This window comes from Streptomyces sp. NPDC042364, assembly GCF_056437585.1.
In genome coordinates this window covers 41,966-57,912 of the sequence record NZ_JBWKAJ010000033.1, presented here as the reverse complement: position 1 = coordinate 57,912, position 15,947 = coordinate 41,966, and the positions used below count along the sequence as shown (strand labels likewise).

Annotated in this window: 16 protein-coding genes; 3 read left to right on the top strand and 13 right to left on the bottom strand. The window is 69.8% G+C overall.

The genetic code is table 11. The annotated features are described in order from the left end of the window. Nucleotides 1-803: 803 nt before the first annotated feature. Nucleotides 804-1,208 (bottom strand): hypothetical protein, encoded by a 405-nt coding sequence (locus AC067N_RS37145; protein WP_478683369.1) that lies wholly within the window; start codon nucleotides 1,206-1,208, stop codon nucleotides 804-806. Nucleotides 1,209-1,366: 158 nt separating this feature from the next. Between AC067N_RS37145 and AC067N_RS37140 the strand changes: the two genes are divergently transcribed. After that, nucleotides 1,367-2,044, top strand: coding sequence for a DUF4389 domain-containing protein (locus tag AC067N_RS37140; protein ID WP_478683368.1), 678 nt, complete (start codon nucleotides 1,367-1,369; stop codon nucleotides 2,042-2,044). A gap of 87 nt (nucleotides 2,045-2,131) precedes the next feature. Here the strand turns inward: AC067N_RS37140 and AC067N_RS37135 are convergent, their stop codons facing one another. The 3 genes from AC067N_RS37135 to AC067N_RS37125 form a co-directional block, all read right to left on the bottom strand. Then, nucleotides 2,132-2,260 carry a hypothetical protein gene (locus tag AC067N_RS37135; protein ID WP_478683367.1) on the bottom strand — a complete coding sequence of 43 codons (129 nt, stop codon included), beginning with the start codon at nucleotides 2,258-2,260 and terminating at the stop codon, nucleotides 2,132-2,134. A gap of 57 nt (nucleotides 2,261-2,317) precedes the next feature. Beyond that, complete coding sequence (locus AC067N_RS37130) at nucleotides 2,318-3,424, bottom strand: ricin-type beta-trefoil lectin domain protein (RefSeq protein WP_478683366.1); 1,107 nt, start codon at nucleotides 3,422-3,424, stop codon at nucleotides 2,318-2,320. A gap of 734 nt (nucleotides 3,425-4,158) precedes the next feature. Continuing rightward, nucleotides 4,159-5,115 (bottom strand): hypothetical protein, encoded by a 957-nt coding sequence (locus AC067N_RS37125; RefSeq protein ID WP_478683365.1) that lies wholly within the window; start codon nucleotides 5,113-5,115, stop codon nucleotides 4,159-4,161. Between the two features lie 461 nt (nucleotides 5,116-5,576). Here AC067N_RS37125 and AC067N_RS37120 point away from each other — a divergent pair, with 461 nt between their 5' ends. Continuing rightward, a complete protein-coding gene (locus AC067N_RS37120) occupies nucleotides 5,577-5,810 on the top strand; it encodes a hypothetical protein (RefSeq protein ID WP_478683364.1) in 234 nt (77 codons plus the stop codon). Between the two features lie 455 nt (nucleotides 5,811-6,265). On the opposite strand, the gene AC067N_RS37115 is transcribed toward AC067N_RS37120, so the two are convergent. The 9 genes from AC067N_RS37115 to AC067N_RS37075 all read right to left on the bottom strand — a co-directional run bounded on the left by AC067N_RS37115 (nucleotide 6,266) and on the right by AC067N_RS37075 (nucleotide 14,870). Further along, nucleotides 6,266-6,901, bottom strand: a complete 636-nt coding sequence (locus AC067N_RS37115; RefSeq protein WP_478683371.1) for a CoA transferase subunit B — start codon at nucleotides 6,899-6,901, stop codon at nucleotides 6,266-6,268. Between the two features lie 20 nt (nucleotides 6,902-6,921). Then, nucleotides 6,922-7,704 (bottom strand): CoA transferase subunit A, encoded by a 783-nt coding sequence (locus tag AC067N_RS37110; protein WP_478683363.1) that lies wholly within the window; start codon nucleotides 7,702-7,704, stop codon nucleotides 6,922-6,924. Nucleotides 7,705-7,750: 46 nt separating this feature from the next. Continuing rightward, the gene (locus AC067N_RS37105; RefSeq protein ID WP_478683362.1) at nucleotides 7,751-8,500 is read right to left on the bottom strand and encodes an SDR family NAD(P)-dependent oxidoreductase; all 750 of its coding nucleotides are present in this window, start codon (nucleotides 8,498-8,500) and stop codon (nucleotides 7,751-7,753) included. Further along, nucleotides 8,497-9,468, bottom strand: coding sequence for a fumarylacetoacetate hydrolase family protein (locus tag AC067N_RS37100; protein WP_478683361.1), 972 nt, complete (start codon nucleotides 9,466-9,468; stop codon nucleotides 8,497-8,499). Before AC067N_RS37100 ends, AC067N_RS37105 begins: the two co-directional genes overlap by 4 nt. A 116-nt stretch (nucleotides 9,469-9,584) precedes the next feature. Continuing rightward, the gene (locus tag AC067N_RS37095; RefSeq protein ID WP_478683360.1) at nucleotides 9,585-10,523 is read right to left on the bottom strand and encodes a VOC family protein; all 939 of its coding nucleotides are present in this window, start codon (nucleotides 10,521-10,523) and stop codon (nucleotides 9,585-9,587) included. Between the two features lie 8 nt (nucleotides 10,524-10,531). Further along, nucleotides 10,532-11,548 (bottom strand): amidohydrolase family protein, encoded by a 1,017-nt coding sequence (locus AC067N_RS37090; protein ID WP_478683359.1) that lies wholly within the window; start codon nucleotides 11,546-11,548, stop codon nucleotides 10,532-10,534. After that, entirely contained in the window at nucleotides 11,545-12,720 is a 1,176-nt protein-coding gene (locus tag AC067N_RS37085; protein WP_478683358.1) for an FAD-dependent oxidoreductase, read from the bottom strand. Before AC067N_RS37085 ends, AC067N_RS37090 begins: the two co-directional genes overlap by 4 nt. Before the next feature lie 207 nt (nucleotides 12,721-12,927). Next, nucleotides 12,928-13,890, bottom strand: coding sequence for a cyclase family protein (locus AC067N_RS37080; protein ID WP_478683357.1), 963 nt, complete (start codon nucleotides 13,888-13,890; stop codon nucleotides 12,928-12,930). Then, nucleotides 13,887-14,870 carry a fumarylacetoacetate hydrolase family protein gene (locus AC067N_RS37075; protein WP_478683356.1) on the bottom strand — a complete coding sequence of 328 codons (984 nt, stop codon included), beginning with the start codon at nucleotides 14,868-14,870 and terminating at the stop codon, nucleotides 13,887-13,889. Before AC067N_RS37075 ends, AC067N_RS37080 begins: the two co-directional genes overlap by 4 nt. A 119-nt stretch (nucleotides 14,871-14,989) precedes the next feature. On the opposite strand from AC067N_RS37075, the gene AC067N_RS37070 reads away from it, so the two are divergent. After that, nucleotides 14,990-15,940, top strand: a complete 951-nt coding sequence (locus AC067N_RS37070; RefSeq protein WP_478683355.1) for a LysR family transcriptional regulator — start codon at nucleotides 14,990-14,992, stop codon at nucleotides 15,938-15,940. Nucleotides 15,941-15,947 lie beyond the last annotated feature (7 nt).

Here is a 15,947-nt window from a genome sequence, read left to right as displayed (position 1 = left end):
GGGCGAAGCCCGGCAAGCACGACACGAGCACCGACGACAGCACCCCGCAAACCGCCGCAACCGATCCACGCAACCCCGTCCACGGCTGACCCCCAACCGACCCACAGGTCGTACGTGGCACCGTCCCTGGTGTCGTTCGCGGCGATGAGCCGGGGCTCCCACCGCCAGCCGGTGCTCGGTTTGCGGTGGTGGAAGTCCACCACGATTGGCTGACACATCCAGTACGGCTGAACCGCGCGCGTCGGCGCCTCTTGCCGGCCACGGACCACGGCCTCGTGAGCCGGCGGAAGAGCATGAGGGATCGGACAACAGCTGTTTCCTCGTCTGAGGCCGTCAGCGGGCCGCGTCCCGACCGCGCGGGGGTTCATGGGGCAAGCGGTGCATTGACATGGCGCGGTCGATCAGCCCCTGGGCGTCCTGATCGCAGTGCACCGGTTGCCGCCCGAGGCGGATGGTTCCGGTGATGAACCGATGGGTGCGTTCTGCCAGGTGTGGGTACGCCCCACGTGCCAGAGCTGAGGGGCCTGGAGGGGCGCTTGAACCCCCAGTCGCGGGCCAGGCAGGCCATGGCCAAAGTACCGAGGGCCACGCGGCCGCGCGGGTCGCCGGAGCCCTTCCAGTAGGTGTCGTGGCAGTTCAGCGCATCGTCGAGTCCGGTGGCGAAGGCGCCCGGGTCAATGTGCGTGTCGCGACCTCGGGGTGGGAGGTACGCATCGTGCGGATCAGCTGTCGGCGATGTTGTGCATGCGCACGAGTGGCCTTGCTGATGTATGGGTGTGGGTCCGCGTCCTCCGGACTCGGTTTCACGCTTCGTCGCGGTGCATGAGATGGCCGTCGACGAGGGTCCAGTAGTGCTGGTGGTCGGTCGATTGCCAGGTCTCGTCGGCTGTTATCGCCTGCGTGATCCATTCGTGGAGTCGCGGGAGGGCGTGCGCTCGTAGAAGAGCGCGGGTGGCAGCACGATCAGTGGCATCGACCGGGTGTACGTCTATGCGGAAGCCGACCATGTCCGGGTGGATGCCGCGGCCGTAGTTACGGGGGTCAGGAGCAACCCATGCCGTTCCCAGGACGATGGACCCGCTGTCATGCCCCGTGAGGAACCGCAGGTCCGTGACGCGGCTCATGTAAGAGCCGAGACACTCGTTGATGTCGGTGGTGGTCAGAGGCCACGCACGGTGGCGGGGCAGTCTTCGATTTCGTGCGGGCATGGCAAGCAGAATCGCAGAAGTGCGCTGCCGGCTCTCACAGGCTCGTTCAGCGGCCTGCTCCAGCAGTGCCCGGCGGACAGCCGCGGCGGAGCCGGTGAACCGCGATCGGGCGGCCCGCCCGAGTCGCGGGTCTCCCCTTCGCGTGCGAGCCTGAATCCATGATCGGTACGTCCCCTGTGCGGCTGGAGGCCTCTCTCGACCCTCGGCTGTCAAGATGGCTGTGGCTGGTGAAGTGGCTGCTCGCGATCCCGCACTACATCGTGCTGTTCTTCCTGTGGATCGCGTTCGCCGTCGTGACGGTGATCGCGTTCTTCGCCATCCTCTTCACCGGCCGATATCCCCGGTCCCTCTTCGACTTCAGCGTCGGTGTCCTGCGCTGGAACTGGCGGGTCAACTTCTACGCCCACACCGCGCTCGGCACCGACCGGTACCCGCCGTTCACCCTCGCGGACGTGCCAGATTATCCGGCGCGTTTCGACGTCGCGTATCCCGAGCGTCTCTCCCGCGGGCTGGTCCTGGTGAAGTGGTGGCTGCTGGCGATCCCGCAGTACGTCGTCGTCGGGATCCTCGTCGGCCACGGGGGGTGGGGAGGAGAGGACGACGGCTGGGGTGGCGGCGGGCTGATTCCCTTCCTCTCCCTGGTCGCCGTGGTCGTCCTGGCGTTCACCGCCCGCTACCCGGTGCACCTCTTCGACTTCCTGCTGGGCCTGGCGCGCTGGGTCGCCCGGGTGGCCGCCTACGCCGCGTTGCTGACGGACCAGTACCCGCCGTTCCGTCTCGACATGGGCGGTCAGGAGTCCCCGCCGACGGACCTGACGAAGCATCCAGTGCAGTAGGACCGCGAGCGCGCCGTACCGGGTGTTACGCGGCTGCGCTGTGCCGATTCGTCGGTGTGCCGACCAGGTGGCCTCGGGTGGAGGCGCTCACGGCAGCCTGCCGCTCGGAGGACCGGGGCTGCTGAACCGGATCGAGTGGGGCGCCGACGAGGTCTGGACGACGTGCGCGACTATGTTGGACAACGCCGACTTGGACACGGAGGGCGGCGCGATCATCCAGTGCAGTGTGCTGATCGCGCGCGCCACCCCGTTGGCTGCTGCTCGAAGGGAAGGTCAGCCGGCGGTCAGCGTGGTCCACTTCTGGTTGGTGCCGCCATGGCAGTCCCACAGGTGGAGCTGTGTGCCGTCGGTCGTGGAGAAGCCCGGTACGTCGAGGCAGCGGCCGGAGGCGGGGTTGCGGTAGCCGCCGTCGTATGCCTGCCACACCTGGTTGGCGCCGCCGTGGCAGGTCCACATCTGCACCTTGGTGCCGTTGGCGGTCCCGCCGCCGGAGACATCGAGGCACTTACCCATGGAACGCAGGGTGCCGTCGGTATAGGCGGACCAGTACTGGTTGGCGCCGTTACCGCAGCTCCAGATCTGGACGGCGGTCCCGTCGGCGGTGCTCGCGCCGTTGACGTCCAGACACTTCCCGGACATCCCGGACTGCACGCGCGCGGGGGCGGGGGCGGGGTTCCTCAACCATCCGGAGTTGTCCGCGGCCTGGACGCCGCGGTGGAAGGCGTCCGCCATCTTCTGGTAGCCCGAGTCGTTGGGGTGCAGGGCGTCGGCCAGATCTGCCGTGGTCAGACCGCTCATGTCGACGTGGGCGACATGCTTGCCCGCGGCCTGCGCGTCCCGCACGATCTGGGTGATGCCCTGGTTGTACGCGGCCCGGTACTGCTCCTCCGAGCCGCTGGTGGACACGACCAGGGACGCCACCAGGACGGTCGCGTCGGGGGCGGCGGCCGTGACCCGGTCGACCAGCGACTTCAGCCGGGCGGTGGCGGTGGACACCTGATAGCTCTCGTTGAGGTCGTTGGTGCCTATGTGCAGAGTGACGACGTTGGGCCGGTACCGGGTCAGCGAGGCGTCGGTGAGTGCGGCGATCTGATGGATCTTGTATCCGGAGTGGCCCTCGTTGTCGGGGTCGGACATCGAACCACCCCGCCCCGTGCCCACGAAGTCCAGCGGATGGCCGTCCGCCGCGAGCTTGTTCCACAACGGCCCCCGGTAGCCGTTGCCCGTACTGCTGCCCACACCCCAGGTGATGGAGTCACCCAACGGCATGACCCGCAAAGGCGTGTTGGGGGCGGCGGAGGCCGGGGCCACACCCGCCGCCGTCACTCCGAACGTGGCGGCGACCAGTGTGATCAGGGGAAGAATCCAGGACCTTCTCATGCGGGCGTCCTCTTCTGGGGGTGACTGCCGAATCGACGAGGCGGATCTCGGTTCGAGCCCCCGTATAGATACCACGCGATCACGTCCATGACATCCCATGAATGAAAGAAACAACTCAGGGATCGGTGAGGCTCCAGAGAGCCTGCAGGATCTGTGCTTCGTCGCACGGCCCGTTAACATCCCATGTATGAAGGGTCGTGGCGCATCCGGCGCCCGTAGATGTTCCACCCCAGAAGGTTCCGGGCGCTGCCACCGTCCCTCGTGACGTCGTCGTCGACGGCGCCAACGTAGGCCGCGTCCTTGATGGTGCCCCAGGGGCGCGGGTTGTGGGGCACGCGAGCGGTCAGCCGGAACACCGTCACAAAGCAGCGGCGCGACAGGCAGGCCCAGCCGCATTGCGGGGCGATGCGGCCCACACGCCCGCGAAACCGGGTGAGGTGCGGGCGCCGTACGAACGGGTCAGGGTCGCACCGGTCTCGGTGATCGCCAGGTTGCAGTCGTTCCACTGCCGACATCCCAGGGCGCCGAGGCTGCCGCGCTGTGGGTGCGGTCGACAAGCCCGGCTCCGGCGTCGAGCGAGCGGGCGTCCAGCAGGTCTGGCTGAACGCGGTCGGCCGGGGTGCAGCGGCAGCACCCCGGCACCGCCGGGCGCCGCCCCACCGCCCCTTCCGGCGGGCGGTCGGGCTCGGCGGCCCGAAACCCTGTGTCGGCGGAGAAGTCCGGCGAGGGGAACTTCAGATGGCCTGACGCCGTTTCACCTGTTCCAGCGCCTTGGTGTATTGCTGCACAGGGTCTCCTGACATCTCCCACGGCCACGGCGTCACCACACCGTCGAGAGCCTCGAAGACAGCTGCCGCATCCGAATGCCGTCCCGCCTCGACCAACGCGTAGGCAAGTGTGTTCAGGTCGGCGAGCGCGGACGCGTGCCGAAGAAATCCAGGTCTGAGCCATAGTTGTGAGGCGCGTTCCAGCGCTGCGGACTCCCATGGTTGTGACCATGTGGAGCGGGCCGCCATCAATCCCTGCACGCCGCCGCGCATGACTGCCTTCACATGACGCCTTACCACCGCGGTGAGTTCAAGCCCCGCGGTGGGCGCATCGGCCGGCGCGCGATTCTTGATGGTATCGATGAATTCCATCCACTGCAGATACGAGCCGCATTCCTCGGGCGAGAGATAATCAAGCATCTCCCGGTAGGCCCAGCGATTCCAGGGGTCTCGATTGACTACCTCGTTCCAGACGCCGACCATTTCCGGTGTCGGACGCCGGAGCAGACGCAGCAAGGCCAGCAGTACCGTCCACGGCGTGGGGTCGTCGGGGTTGTCCGCTGCTGCTTGGCGACAGGACTCCGCGATCCCCGCGCCTGCCACGGAGCCGGTTTGACTGCCTCGTATCACGTCCACCCAGGCCTTGAAAAGACGCGCCTCCCCGTCATCCGGCTGACGCCTCAGCCACCGCTCGGACATCTGACCGTCGGCCACGGCCTGTCCCAGGATCACGAGACGGTGAGCCTTTCGGTCCCAGTCTTCTCGTGCGTCGGCGTCCCGGAGAGTGGCTGCGATGGCATCGACCTGGATATCGACCATGTTCGGCGTCGGCAGCCGGTACAGCAGCTTCAGGGTCTTGCCAAGGTATTTGTCATCAAGCTCGGGGGCCAGGCGCGGCTTTGAACGGCGGGAGAGAATAGACACCCACGCATCGTATGGTTCTTCACCAGGAAGAAAATGGCGGTCTGGAAACTGTTATCACTTGATGCTCTACTGGTCCGTAGCGTGAGACGCCGATATCAGTGACTCCCCGTCAGCAGGCTGTCGGCCCGGTGGTGTGCCGGCGACGTGGGACGACGTCATCGAAGTCCCTGCCTGCCGGATCGGTCCCGGACCCTGCCCCGGCGTACCAGTCCAGTCTCAGCAGCAGCCACTCGGCAGGGCCGTGGCTGCGCTGCCGCGGGTCGCCTGCGACACCTGTAGGCGGGGACTCCCCGCCGCAGACGTCGCCCCTCGGGCCCACCGAGGCCATCACGGCCCACGCACCATACGTGGCGAAACGTGCGATGGATGAATCGCGTCGCCCTTGCTGCGCTGCCCCTGCACGTCAGGGCACACAGGTTGTTCGTGGCACCGCGCGAACAGGACAGAGCGGGAGAAGAAGAGTGAATGCGCTCGACACACTGAATGTGCTGGCCCTCGTATTGGCGGCCGTGTTCCTTGCCATGGCGTGTGTCAAAGCGGATTGGGTGCGCGGGTGGCGTGAGAGGCTCAACCCGGGCGCCGAGGAAGTCCCCGATGCCGCCTTCACTGCCGCCCGCATCATGTTCGTTGTCATGGCTGGCCTGTTCGTGTACATGGCCGTGACCGGATTCAGCGTTTCTGCTGGCCGGCCCTGACAGTTCGCCTGCGCTTGGCGGCGCCGCATGCCTTCGTCGCGACGGAGAGGGCGGCATCCTCGTCTTCTTTCCCTGGTAGGAGTGGAAGCCGCCCAACTGTCCCGGTCACCCTGCCAGTGCTCGCGGGTGAGTTCGGCGACCGGTTCCATTGGCTGCAGCGCGGGCCGCGGGCAGAACGCGGCGACGCTGCCAGGCGCCCGCGTGGTCATGGCATACAGCGCGGCCATGGCCACCACCATGGAGACCGGCCGGATCGGCGACCTGCCGCTCCGGCCCGCACAAAGAGCGGGGCGTTCTTGACGGCTTCCCCCGGCTCCCGGTGGACGGTTCGTCACCGGGCCGGTTCCGCCGTACCGCGGTGGAGCCGGGTCGGGGGCGCTTCGGCTCCTCCGCGTCGGCAGCGCGCCGGACCGGCCCGCTCGATGCGGTCGATGGTCGTCCGCCCACTGCGTGGTTCACGGCTTCCGGATCAGGGGTGCGTCGGTGCGGGCGGCGATGTCCTCGGCGGTGACACCCGGCGCGCATTCCACGAGGGCGAGGCCCTCGGGTGTGACGTCGAGGACGCCGAGGTCGGTGATGATGCGGTGGACGCACCGCTCCCCCGTGAGCGGGAGGGTGCACTCCTTGAGGATCTTCGGGCTGCCGTCCTTGGCGGTGTGTTCCATCAGGACGATGACGCGCCGGGCGCCGTGGACGAGGTCCATCGCGCCGCCCATGCCCTTGACCATCTTGCCGGGGATCATCCAGTTGGCCAGGTCGCCGGCGGCGGAGACCTGCATGGCGCCGAGGACGGCGGTGTCTATGTGGCCGCCTCGGATCATGCCGAAGGACAGGGCCGAGTCGAAGAAGGAGGCCCCGGGCCGCACCGTGACGGTCTCCTTTCCCGCGTTGATCAGGTCGGGGTCGACCTCGTCTTCGGCCGGGTACGGGCCGGTGCCCAGGATGCCGTTCTCGGAGTGCAGGACGACATGGACGTCGGGGGGTAGGTGGCCGGGGATGAGGGTGGGCAGGCCGATCCCGAGGTTGACGTACGAACCGTCGGTGAGTTCGGCGGCGGCGCGGGCGGCCATCCGGTCACGGGTCCAGCCCAGCTGCGTTCCGAGGGGGGTTCTCATGCGCGTACGGTCTCTCGTGTCGAAGCCGCGGAAAGGGAAAGGTGCTCGATCTGCTTGTCGGCGGCCTCGGCCGGAGTGAGGACCACGATCCGCTGGACGAAGACGCCCGGCAGGTGGATCTCGTCCGGGCTGAGCTCGCCCGGCTCGACGAGTTCCTCCACCTCGGCGACGGTGATGCTGCCCGCCATCGCGGCCAGCGGGTTGAAGTTGCGGGCGGACTTGCGGAAGACCAGGTTTCCGTGGCGGTCGCCGCGCCAGGCCCGTACGAGGGCGAAGTCGGTGGTGATGCCGTGCTCCAGGACGTACGCGCGGCCCGCGAAGTCGCGGGTCTCCTTGGGCGGGGAGGCCACCGCGACGGTGCCGTCTGGCCGGTAGCGCCAGGGCAGCCCTCCCTCGGCGACCTGGGTGCCCACCCCTGCCGGGGTGTAGAAGGCGGGGATGCCGGCTCCGCCGGCGCGCAGCCGTTCGGCCAGCGTGCCCTGTGGCACCAGCTCCACCTCCAGCTCGCCCGCCAGGTACTGACGGGCGAACTCCTTGTTCTCGCCGACGTAACTGCCCGTGACACGGGTGATCCGCCCGTCGGCCAGCAGGACTCCCAGTCCGCGCCCGTCCACACCGCAGTTGTTCGACACGACCTCCAGGCCGGTGGTGCCCTGGGCGTGGAGGGCCTGGATGAGCACGCCGGGGATGCCGCTGAGGCCGAAGCCGCCGACGGCCAGCGACGCGCCGTCGGGGATGTCGGCGACCGCCTCGGCGGCGCTCGCGCGGACCTTGTCCATGGGAGGGAGGCCTTTCTGATCGTGTCTGTCGTGCGCGGTCGCCGGCTCAGGCGTTCACGCTCAGGGCGTCCGAGATCGACTTGGCGCCGCCGTGCGCGGTGAGTCCGCCGTCGACCGGGATCTCGGCACCCGTGATGAAGGACGCCTCGTCTGAGAGAAGGAAGGCGACGACCGGGGTGATCTCGTCGACGGTTCCGGTGCGGCCGAGGGGTGTCTCGCGGACGTTCGCCTCCCGGAACGCGGGCGCCGCGGAGGCGGTCATGTCCGTCTCGATGAAGCCGGGGTGGACGATGTTCACACGGATGCCGACGGGCCCCAGTTCCATGGCGGCGGTCCGCGACAGACCGCGCAGTGCCCACTTGCTGGCCGTGTAGGCGACCGGGTAGTGGCCGGTGAGCGCGGCGGACGAGCCGACGTTCACGATCGAGGAGCCGGGCGGCATCAGCGGGGCCAGGTGCTGGATTCCCAGCAGTGGGCCGGTGACGTTGACCGCGTGGACCCGGGCCATGTCCTCGGGGCGTACGTCGTCGATCCGGGCCCGCCATGTGACGCCCGCGTTGTTGACCAGGCCGTGCACCCGCCCATACGTCTCACGCAGGTCGGCGGCGAGTTCCGCCCAGTCCTTCTCGCTGGTGACGTCGAGTCGGCGGCAGCCGGGTGCCTGTGTGACGTCGGTGGCGATCACCCGGGCGCCCTCGCGGGTCAGCGCATCGGCCTCGGCGGCGCCCTGGCCCCCGGCCGCGCCCGTGACCACGATGACCCTGCCGAGGAGCCGCTGGGGAGGGAGTTCGGTCACGGTCGTTCCCTCGTGCGGCGTCGGGCGACGGGGACGGTCATGGGGGCCGGGCCGGCCACGACGGTGTTGGAGACGGAGCCGATGCCTTCGACGGTGAGGGTGACCGTGTCGCCGGGCTTCAGGGGAGGCGGGGACTGTTCACCCCGTACACCCCACAGCTCGGCGAGGCAGCCGCCGTTGCCGCAGGTTCCGGAACCGAGGACGTCGCCGGGGCGGACGACGGTGCCGCGTGAGGCGTAGGCGACCATCTCCTCGAAGGTCCAGCTCATGTTGGACAGCAGATCCCTGCCCACGACCTCGCCGTTGATCTCGGCTGTGAGCGCCAGGCGCAGGAAGCCGTCCGCGTCGCGGTACTTCCCCAGCTCGTCGGCGGTGACCAGGTAGGGGCCCAGCGTCGTGGCGGTGTCCTTGCCCTTGCAGGGGCCGAGGCCGACCTTCATTTCGGCGGACTGCAGGTCCCGGGCCGACCAGTCGTTGAAGACGGTGTAGCCGACGATGTGGTCGCGGGCCTGCTCGGGGGTGAGGTCGCGGCCCTCCTTTCCGATCACGGCGGCGACCTCGAGTTCGAAGTCGAGCACGCTCGACCCCGGCGGCATCGGGATGTCGTCGTGCGGCCCGTACATCGCGTAGGGGTTGCCGAAGTAGAACGTCGGGGCCGCGTACCACCGCTCGGGCACGCCGGCGGCCCCGTCCACGGACCGCCGTACGCCCTCGACGTGTTCCTCGAAGGTGACGAAGTCCCGCACGGTGGGCGGCTGGAGCGGCGCCACGAGTCGTACGTCGGACACGTGGGGGCCGGCCGGCCCTCCGAGCATCGCGGAGCCCGCGTCGAGCAGTTCGGGCAGGCCACCGCCCTCGGCGAGCAGGCCGGTCAGCGAGGTGACGCCGGGAAGGGGGTGGAGCGTGCCGTCCTCCTCGACGACGGCCACCTGGCGTCGGTTGCGGTACTCGTACGTGGCGAAACGCATGGCGGTTTCCTGTCGGCTGACGGCGTGAGGGTGGGCACGAGGGCCGGGGGCGCGGCGGCGAAGTCAGGGCGGTTGACAGGCGATCGCGCCCCCGGGAGGACTCGGGGCTTCGCCGATCAGACCGGCGGGGCGACGAAGACGCCGCGGTCGACGTCGTTGAAGGACTCCTTGGTGACCAGTTCGTTCATGGGGTTGGCGGTGCCCCACTGGTCGGTGACCTCGGGCTGGGAGAAGTCGTAGACGTGCGGGTGCCAGGTGTCCTCGTCCAGCAGCTCCAACTCCGTCGTGTACTCGACCGTGTTGCCGTGCGGGTCGAGGAAGTAGGTGAAGGTGTTGTCGCCGGCCATGTGCCGTCCCGGGCCCCAGATCTTGCGGGCGCCGGAGCGGATGACACGGCCGGAGCCGCGCATGTACTCGTCGATGCCGCGCATCTCGAAGGAGATGTGGTGCAGGGAGGTGTGCGGGCCCTTGGCGATGGCCATGGAGTGGTGCTGGTTGCTGATCCGCATGAAGTGCATGACGTCGCCGATGTGCGGGTGGCCGAGCGTGTCGGACAGCCGGAAGCCGAGGTGCTCCTCGTACCACGCCTTGGTCCTGTCCAGGTCCGGCGAGTTGAGGACGACGTGCGACAGCTTGACCGGGATCGACTCCTTCTCCTCGATCCTGCGGTGCTGCCGCGCCTCGACGTCGGCGGAGACCTCGATGGTGCGGCCGTCGACGTCGAAGAAACGGAAGCCGTACCCGCCGCCGGGGGTGTCCACCTTGCCCGGCTGGGAGATCAACTGGACGCCTCCGGCGAGGAGTTGTTCGGCGAGTGTGTCCACGTCGGCCGGGCTCGCGGCGCCGTACGAGACGAGGTCGAGGCGCTTCTCGTCGGCCTTGCGCAGCCGGACGACGTACTGCTCCGGGGAGCCCTCGGCGGCGAGGAAGGAGATGCCGGAGTCCTCGGCGACCTTGGTCAGGCCCCAGACGCCGGCGTAGAAGTCGAGTTGCTTGTCGTAGTCCGGCACGGCGAGGTCGACGTGGCGGAGGTGGGTGAGCAGGCGGTTACTCATGGGGGGGGTTACTCCTCGGAGAGGTTGAGCAGAGCGGCGGCGTTACCGCCACGGACGGAGTGGAAGTCGGTGTCGGGCAGGTCCGCGGCGCGCAGCGCGCCGAGCGGGTCGTCGGTGCCCATGTCGAACGGGAAGTCGGAGCCGAGCAGGACCCGTTCCCGGCCGGCCGCTCGCAGCAGCTCCCGCAGCACCTGAGGGTCGTGGACGAGGGAGTCGAAGTACAGCTGCTTCAGATAGCTGCTCGGTTCCCGCTCACAGCCCCGGGCGTCGGGACGGGCCCGCCAGGCGTGGTCGGAGCGGCCGATGTGGGTGGGCAGGTATCCGCCGCCGTGCGCGGCGATCAGCTTCAGGCCCGGATGACGGTCCAGGACGCCGGAGAAGATCAGATGGGAGAGGGCGACCGCGTTCTCGGTGGGCTGGCCGACGGTGTTGGACAGGTACCACTGGTCCAGGCGCTCGTCGAGGGTGCAGCCGAACGGGTGCAGGAAGAGGAAGGCGCCCGTCTCCTCCGCACGGGACCAGAGCGCTTCGTACGCCGGGTCCGACAGTTCGTGGCCGGGCGCGTGCGAGGAGATCTCCACGCCTCTCAGCCCCTGGTCGAGGGCGTGGTCGAGCAGGCCGACCGCGAGGTCGGGATGCTGGAGCGGGACCAGGCCCAGGCCGTGCAGGCGGTTGGGGGCCTTCGCACAGTGTGCGGCGGTGCCCTCGTTGGCCAGTCGGCAGACCTTCTCGGCCAGTTGGGGCTCGGCCCAGTAGTGGTAGTGGGACGGCGAGGGGCTCACCAGCTGTATGTCCACGCCCTGCGCGTCCATGGCCGCCAGGCGTACCGCGGCGTCCGTCAGCCTCGGGATGCGGGCTCCGACCATCGGACCGTTCACGGTCAGGGCGGCCGGGCCGTTGCGGCGTGCGTCGAGGGCACGGGCCTCGGCGAGTCCGGGATGACCGGCCACGGCCTCCTCGACCTCCGGGAGCAGGAGGTGCGCGTGGACGTCGATCGTCGGCGCGGACGACGCGGTGGCGGTCACGGGCGCTCCTTGAGGACGTTCATGGTGCGGCCGATCAGCCCGGCCATGTCGGCGTCGCGCACGCCGTCCAGCTGCCACTGGCCGATCTGCACGGACGCCTCGACGACGGTGCGCACCCGGGGGATGCGGCGGTCGTGGTAGGCCTGCAGCAGCTCGTCGTCCCAGGCCCGGCCGTCGGCCACGGCCCCGGTGAGCAGCTCGGCGAGCACGGAGGCGTCCTCCAGGGACATGGCCGCGCCCTGGGCGATGGTGGGCGGGCAGCAGTGGGCGGCGTCGCCGATGAGCACGACCCGGCCCCGGTGCCAGGAGCCCTCGACCAGCAGGCGGTCGAACCAGGTGTAGTTGACCTTCTTCGGGTCGGTGATGTGCTCGGTGATCTCCGGCCAGACTCCGCCGTAGGCCCGCGCCAGGCGGCGCATCTCGTCGGCATGGGTGGCCGGGTCGATGGAGGCGCGATCGCGGCATGCCTCGACGACGTAGGCGTAGATGGTGTTCTCGCTGGTGGGGCAGTAGCCGGCGATGTAGGCGGGGCCGCCGTAGGCGAGGTCGGTGCGGGTCACGCTCTCGGGCCGTGGGGCGGCGACGCGCCAGATGGCCATGCCGGTCGGCTCCGGTTTGTCCGTGATGCCGATCGCGGCGCGGGTGGCGGAGTTGAGACCGTCGGCGGCGATCACCAGGTCGTAGCGGCCCGCACTGCCGTCGTTGAAGCGCACCGACACGCCCTCGGCGTCCTGCTCCAGCGCTTCGGCGGTGGTGCCGAGGCGAACGTCGGCGCCGGAGGCGCGCACCGCGTCGATGAGGATCTGCTGCAGCTGGGGGCGCTGCATGCCGAGGGTGGCGGGCAGGTCCTCCCCGCCGGTCTGGATGTCCTCGGCGACGAACAGGACGGTGCCGTCCGGGGCGGTCACCCCCAGCGAGCCGAAGGCGTATCCGGAGGCCTCCACCTGTTCCCATACGCCCAGTTCGCGCAGCACCCGCAGGGCGTTGCCCTGGAGGGTGATGCCGGAGCCGGTGGTGGCGTTCCAGTCCGGCTTGGCCTCGATCAGGTCGACGGCGATGCCGGCGCGGCGCAGCAGGATGGTGACGGCGTTGCCGGAGGCGCCCCCGCCGATGACCAGGACGGTGGGTGTGCCCCCGGCCGGAGGCTGGGGGAGAGTGCGGCTGTCAGCCATGTCGGGGATACCTCCCGGGGTTGGGCCGCGCGACGTCGGGCGGCGGGGGCTGCGGCTCGCCCGCTCGGGTGCGGGCTTGGGGTGTGACGGGTCACCCGGCGAAGCGGGGGGCGGGCGGACCGGGTGGAGCGGTGGGGGCCGGGTGGAGCGGTGGGGGCCGGATGCGCCGCTGCTGTCCGGGGAGGGCGCATCCGGCAGTTGTGCGGCCTATTTGACGGCGATGGGGTTGACGGGGGAGCCGACGGCGCCGGTGATGGGGAGGGGAGCGGCGGTGAGCCAGAACTCGTACACGCCGTCGTCGGCGCAGTCGGCGGCGAGTGTGTCGGGGTCCCACATCTCGCCGATCAGCAAACCCGTGTTGGGGATGACGACCTGGTGCAGCGGCTGGAAGGCGTTGTCGAACTCGTTGGGGCGGACCTCGAAGCCCCAGGTGTCGGTGGCGATGGCGGCGATCTCGGTGCCGTGCAGCCAACCGGCGGTGGTGAACGACAGGCCGGGCGCGGGGCCGCCCGCGTAGTCGCCCCAGCCGCCCCGCCGGGCGCGGGCGAGATGTCCGGTGCGGACCAGGACGATGTCGCCGCGGCCGACGGTCACCCCGTGGGCCTCGGCGGTCTGCCGGAGGTGTTCCTCGGTGATGGCGAACCCGTCGGGCAGCTCGCCGTCCGTGCCGACGACCAGGCCCACGTCGAGCAGCACGCCGCGGCCGGCGACGTACGGGGCCATGTGCTCGATGCCGGTGACGAGGTCTCCGTCGGAGGTGACCACCTTCTCGGCGGCCCGTCCGTTCCACGCCTTGCCGTGGTCGAAGATGTGCCCGAGGCCGTCCCATTGGGTGGAGCACTGAAGCGGCATCGCGATCACGTCGTCGGCGCCGCCGATACCGTGCGGGAAGCCCTGGTTGCCCAGCGCCGCGTCGGTGCCGGTGTCGAGCATGGTGTGCACCGGGTTGGTCCGCCGGCGCCAGCCCTTCTGCGGGCCGTTCATGTCGAACCGCTGCGACAGCGAGAAGCTGACGCCTCGGCGTACGAGCGCCGCGCCCTCGCACCGCTTGGCCTCGTCGAGGAAGTTCAGTGTGCCGAGCACGTCGTCCTCACCCCAACGCCCCCAGTTGGAGTACGCCTTGGCGGCCTCGGCGATCGCGCCCTCCGGGTCGCGGCGGTCCAGGTTCATGCCGTTCCCTCCGCGACACAGCGGGTGCGCTGCACACCGAGCCCGGTGATGGAACCCTCCATGACGTCGCCGTCGCGCAGCAGGCGTCCCCAGTGGATGCCGTTGCCTGCCGGGCTGCCGGTCAGCACCAGGTCGCCGGGCAGGAGCCGGGACGTCTGGGAGGCGTACGACACCAACCGGGCGACTCCGAAGAGCATGTCCTTGGTGGACTCGTCCTGCATGGTCTCGCCGTTCAGCTTGAGCGTGACCCGCAGGTCGCCGGGGTCGGCGATCGACTCGGCGGGCACGATCCACGGACCCAGCGGGGTGAAGCCGGGCGCGTTCTTGCAGCGCAGCCAGTCGGTGCCGATGGCGGGCATGTCCCGGCGGAAGACGCCGGCGCGGTCGGTGAGGTCGTTGGCGATGGTGTACCCGGCGACGTACCCCAGTGCCTCCTCGACCGTCACCTGGTAGGCGGGCTTGGCGATGACGGCCGCCAACTCCAGTTCCCAGTCGGGCTTCTCGGCCCATGCGGGCAGGACCACGTCGTCGTAAGGGCCCGTGATCGCGCTCGGCAGACCGATGAAGACGTACGGCAGGTCCTCGGCGGCCCGGCGGTCCATGACCGCGGCGATCTCCTCGCGCGCCTCCTCGACGGTGCGGGGGTCGTCGGGAGAACGGTGGGCGACCTCCAGGTCGATCACGTGCTGCCGGTAGTTGGCACCGGACTGGAAGACCTGCCGTGGCTCGATGGGGGCGTGCACCCGCAGGCCTTCCAGCGGCCGCCAAGCGAGGTCGTCGTCGTCCGCCAGGGCGTGCAGGATGGGGAGGGTCTCCTCCCACCGCGCCACCACGGCGCGCAGATCCGATGGCGCCCAGTCCAGGGCGCTGCGCAGATCGAGCACCCGGTCTTCGGCCAGGAGGCCGGGAAAGGTCTGCCCGTCCTGAGCGGAGAAGGTGCCGAGCGCGAACGGGCCGGCAGGTTGCGCGAGCGTTGCCATCAGATTTCCTCCTGCTGGGTTGCGGTCTACTCTGGCCCCGATCGGTCAATCACGGAAATCAATTCTGTGAATGAGTCGAATCCATGAAACGAATGGCTCTGCTGTGAGGTGGTCGCCCGGTGAACCTGTCCCGACTGGACCTCAATCTGGTCGTCGCCCTTCGTGCGCTGCTGGAGGAGCGCAATGTCACCCGGGCCGGCGAACGCATCGGCCTGAGCCAGCCCGCCATGAGCGCTGCGCTGTCCCGGCTGCGCCGCCATTTCGACGACGAGTTGCTCGCCCGGACCGGCAACGCCTACGAGCTGACTCCCCTCGGCGCCGCCCTGCGCGACCGCAGTGCCACCGCGTGTGACCTGCTGGAGCGGGTCTTCGCCAGCCAGGCCGACTTCGATCCGGCCGCGGAGAGCCGAGAGTTCACCCTCCTCGCCTCCGACTACGGGGCGGCCGTGTTCGGTGCCGCACTCGCCCGCACCCTGCACGAGGAGGCGCCCGGCATCCGGCTCACGTTCCAGCACCCGGCACCGTCCGTCGTGGAGAACACCGCGGCGGCGCTGAGCACCGTGGACGGGCTGCTGATGCCGCACGGCGTCATCGACGGCTTCCCCGCCGTCGACCTGCACCAGGACCGCTGGCTGTGCCTGGTCGCCGATGATCACCCCGAGGTCGGCGACGAGCTCACCCTGGACCAGCTGGGGCGTCTGCCCTGGGCCGTCTACCAGCGTCCCTACGACGCCCCGGCCGCCCGCCAGCTCAGCATGATAGGGATCAGTCCCCAGGTGGAGGTGTCCGTGCAGACCTTCCAGCTGCTGCCCCTCATGGTCGAGGGCACCCGCCGGGTCGCGATGATGCAGGAGCGCCTGGCGCGCAAGGCGGTCCGTTCCGCGGCGGTGCGCGTCCTGCCCTGCCCGTTCGAGGCGGTACCGGTGCGGGAGGCGATGTGGTGGCACCCGGTGCACGCTCAGGACGCGGGCCACATCTGGCTGCGGCAGAAGGCCGCGGAGGTGGGGGCGACGCTGACGGGCGACAGCCACGGCAGTGGCAGGGGCCAAGGACGGGGCGTCCCCGCCTGACCGAGCG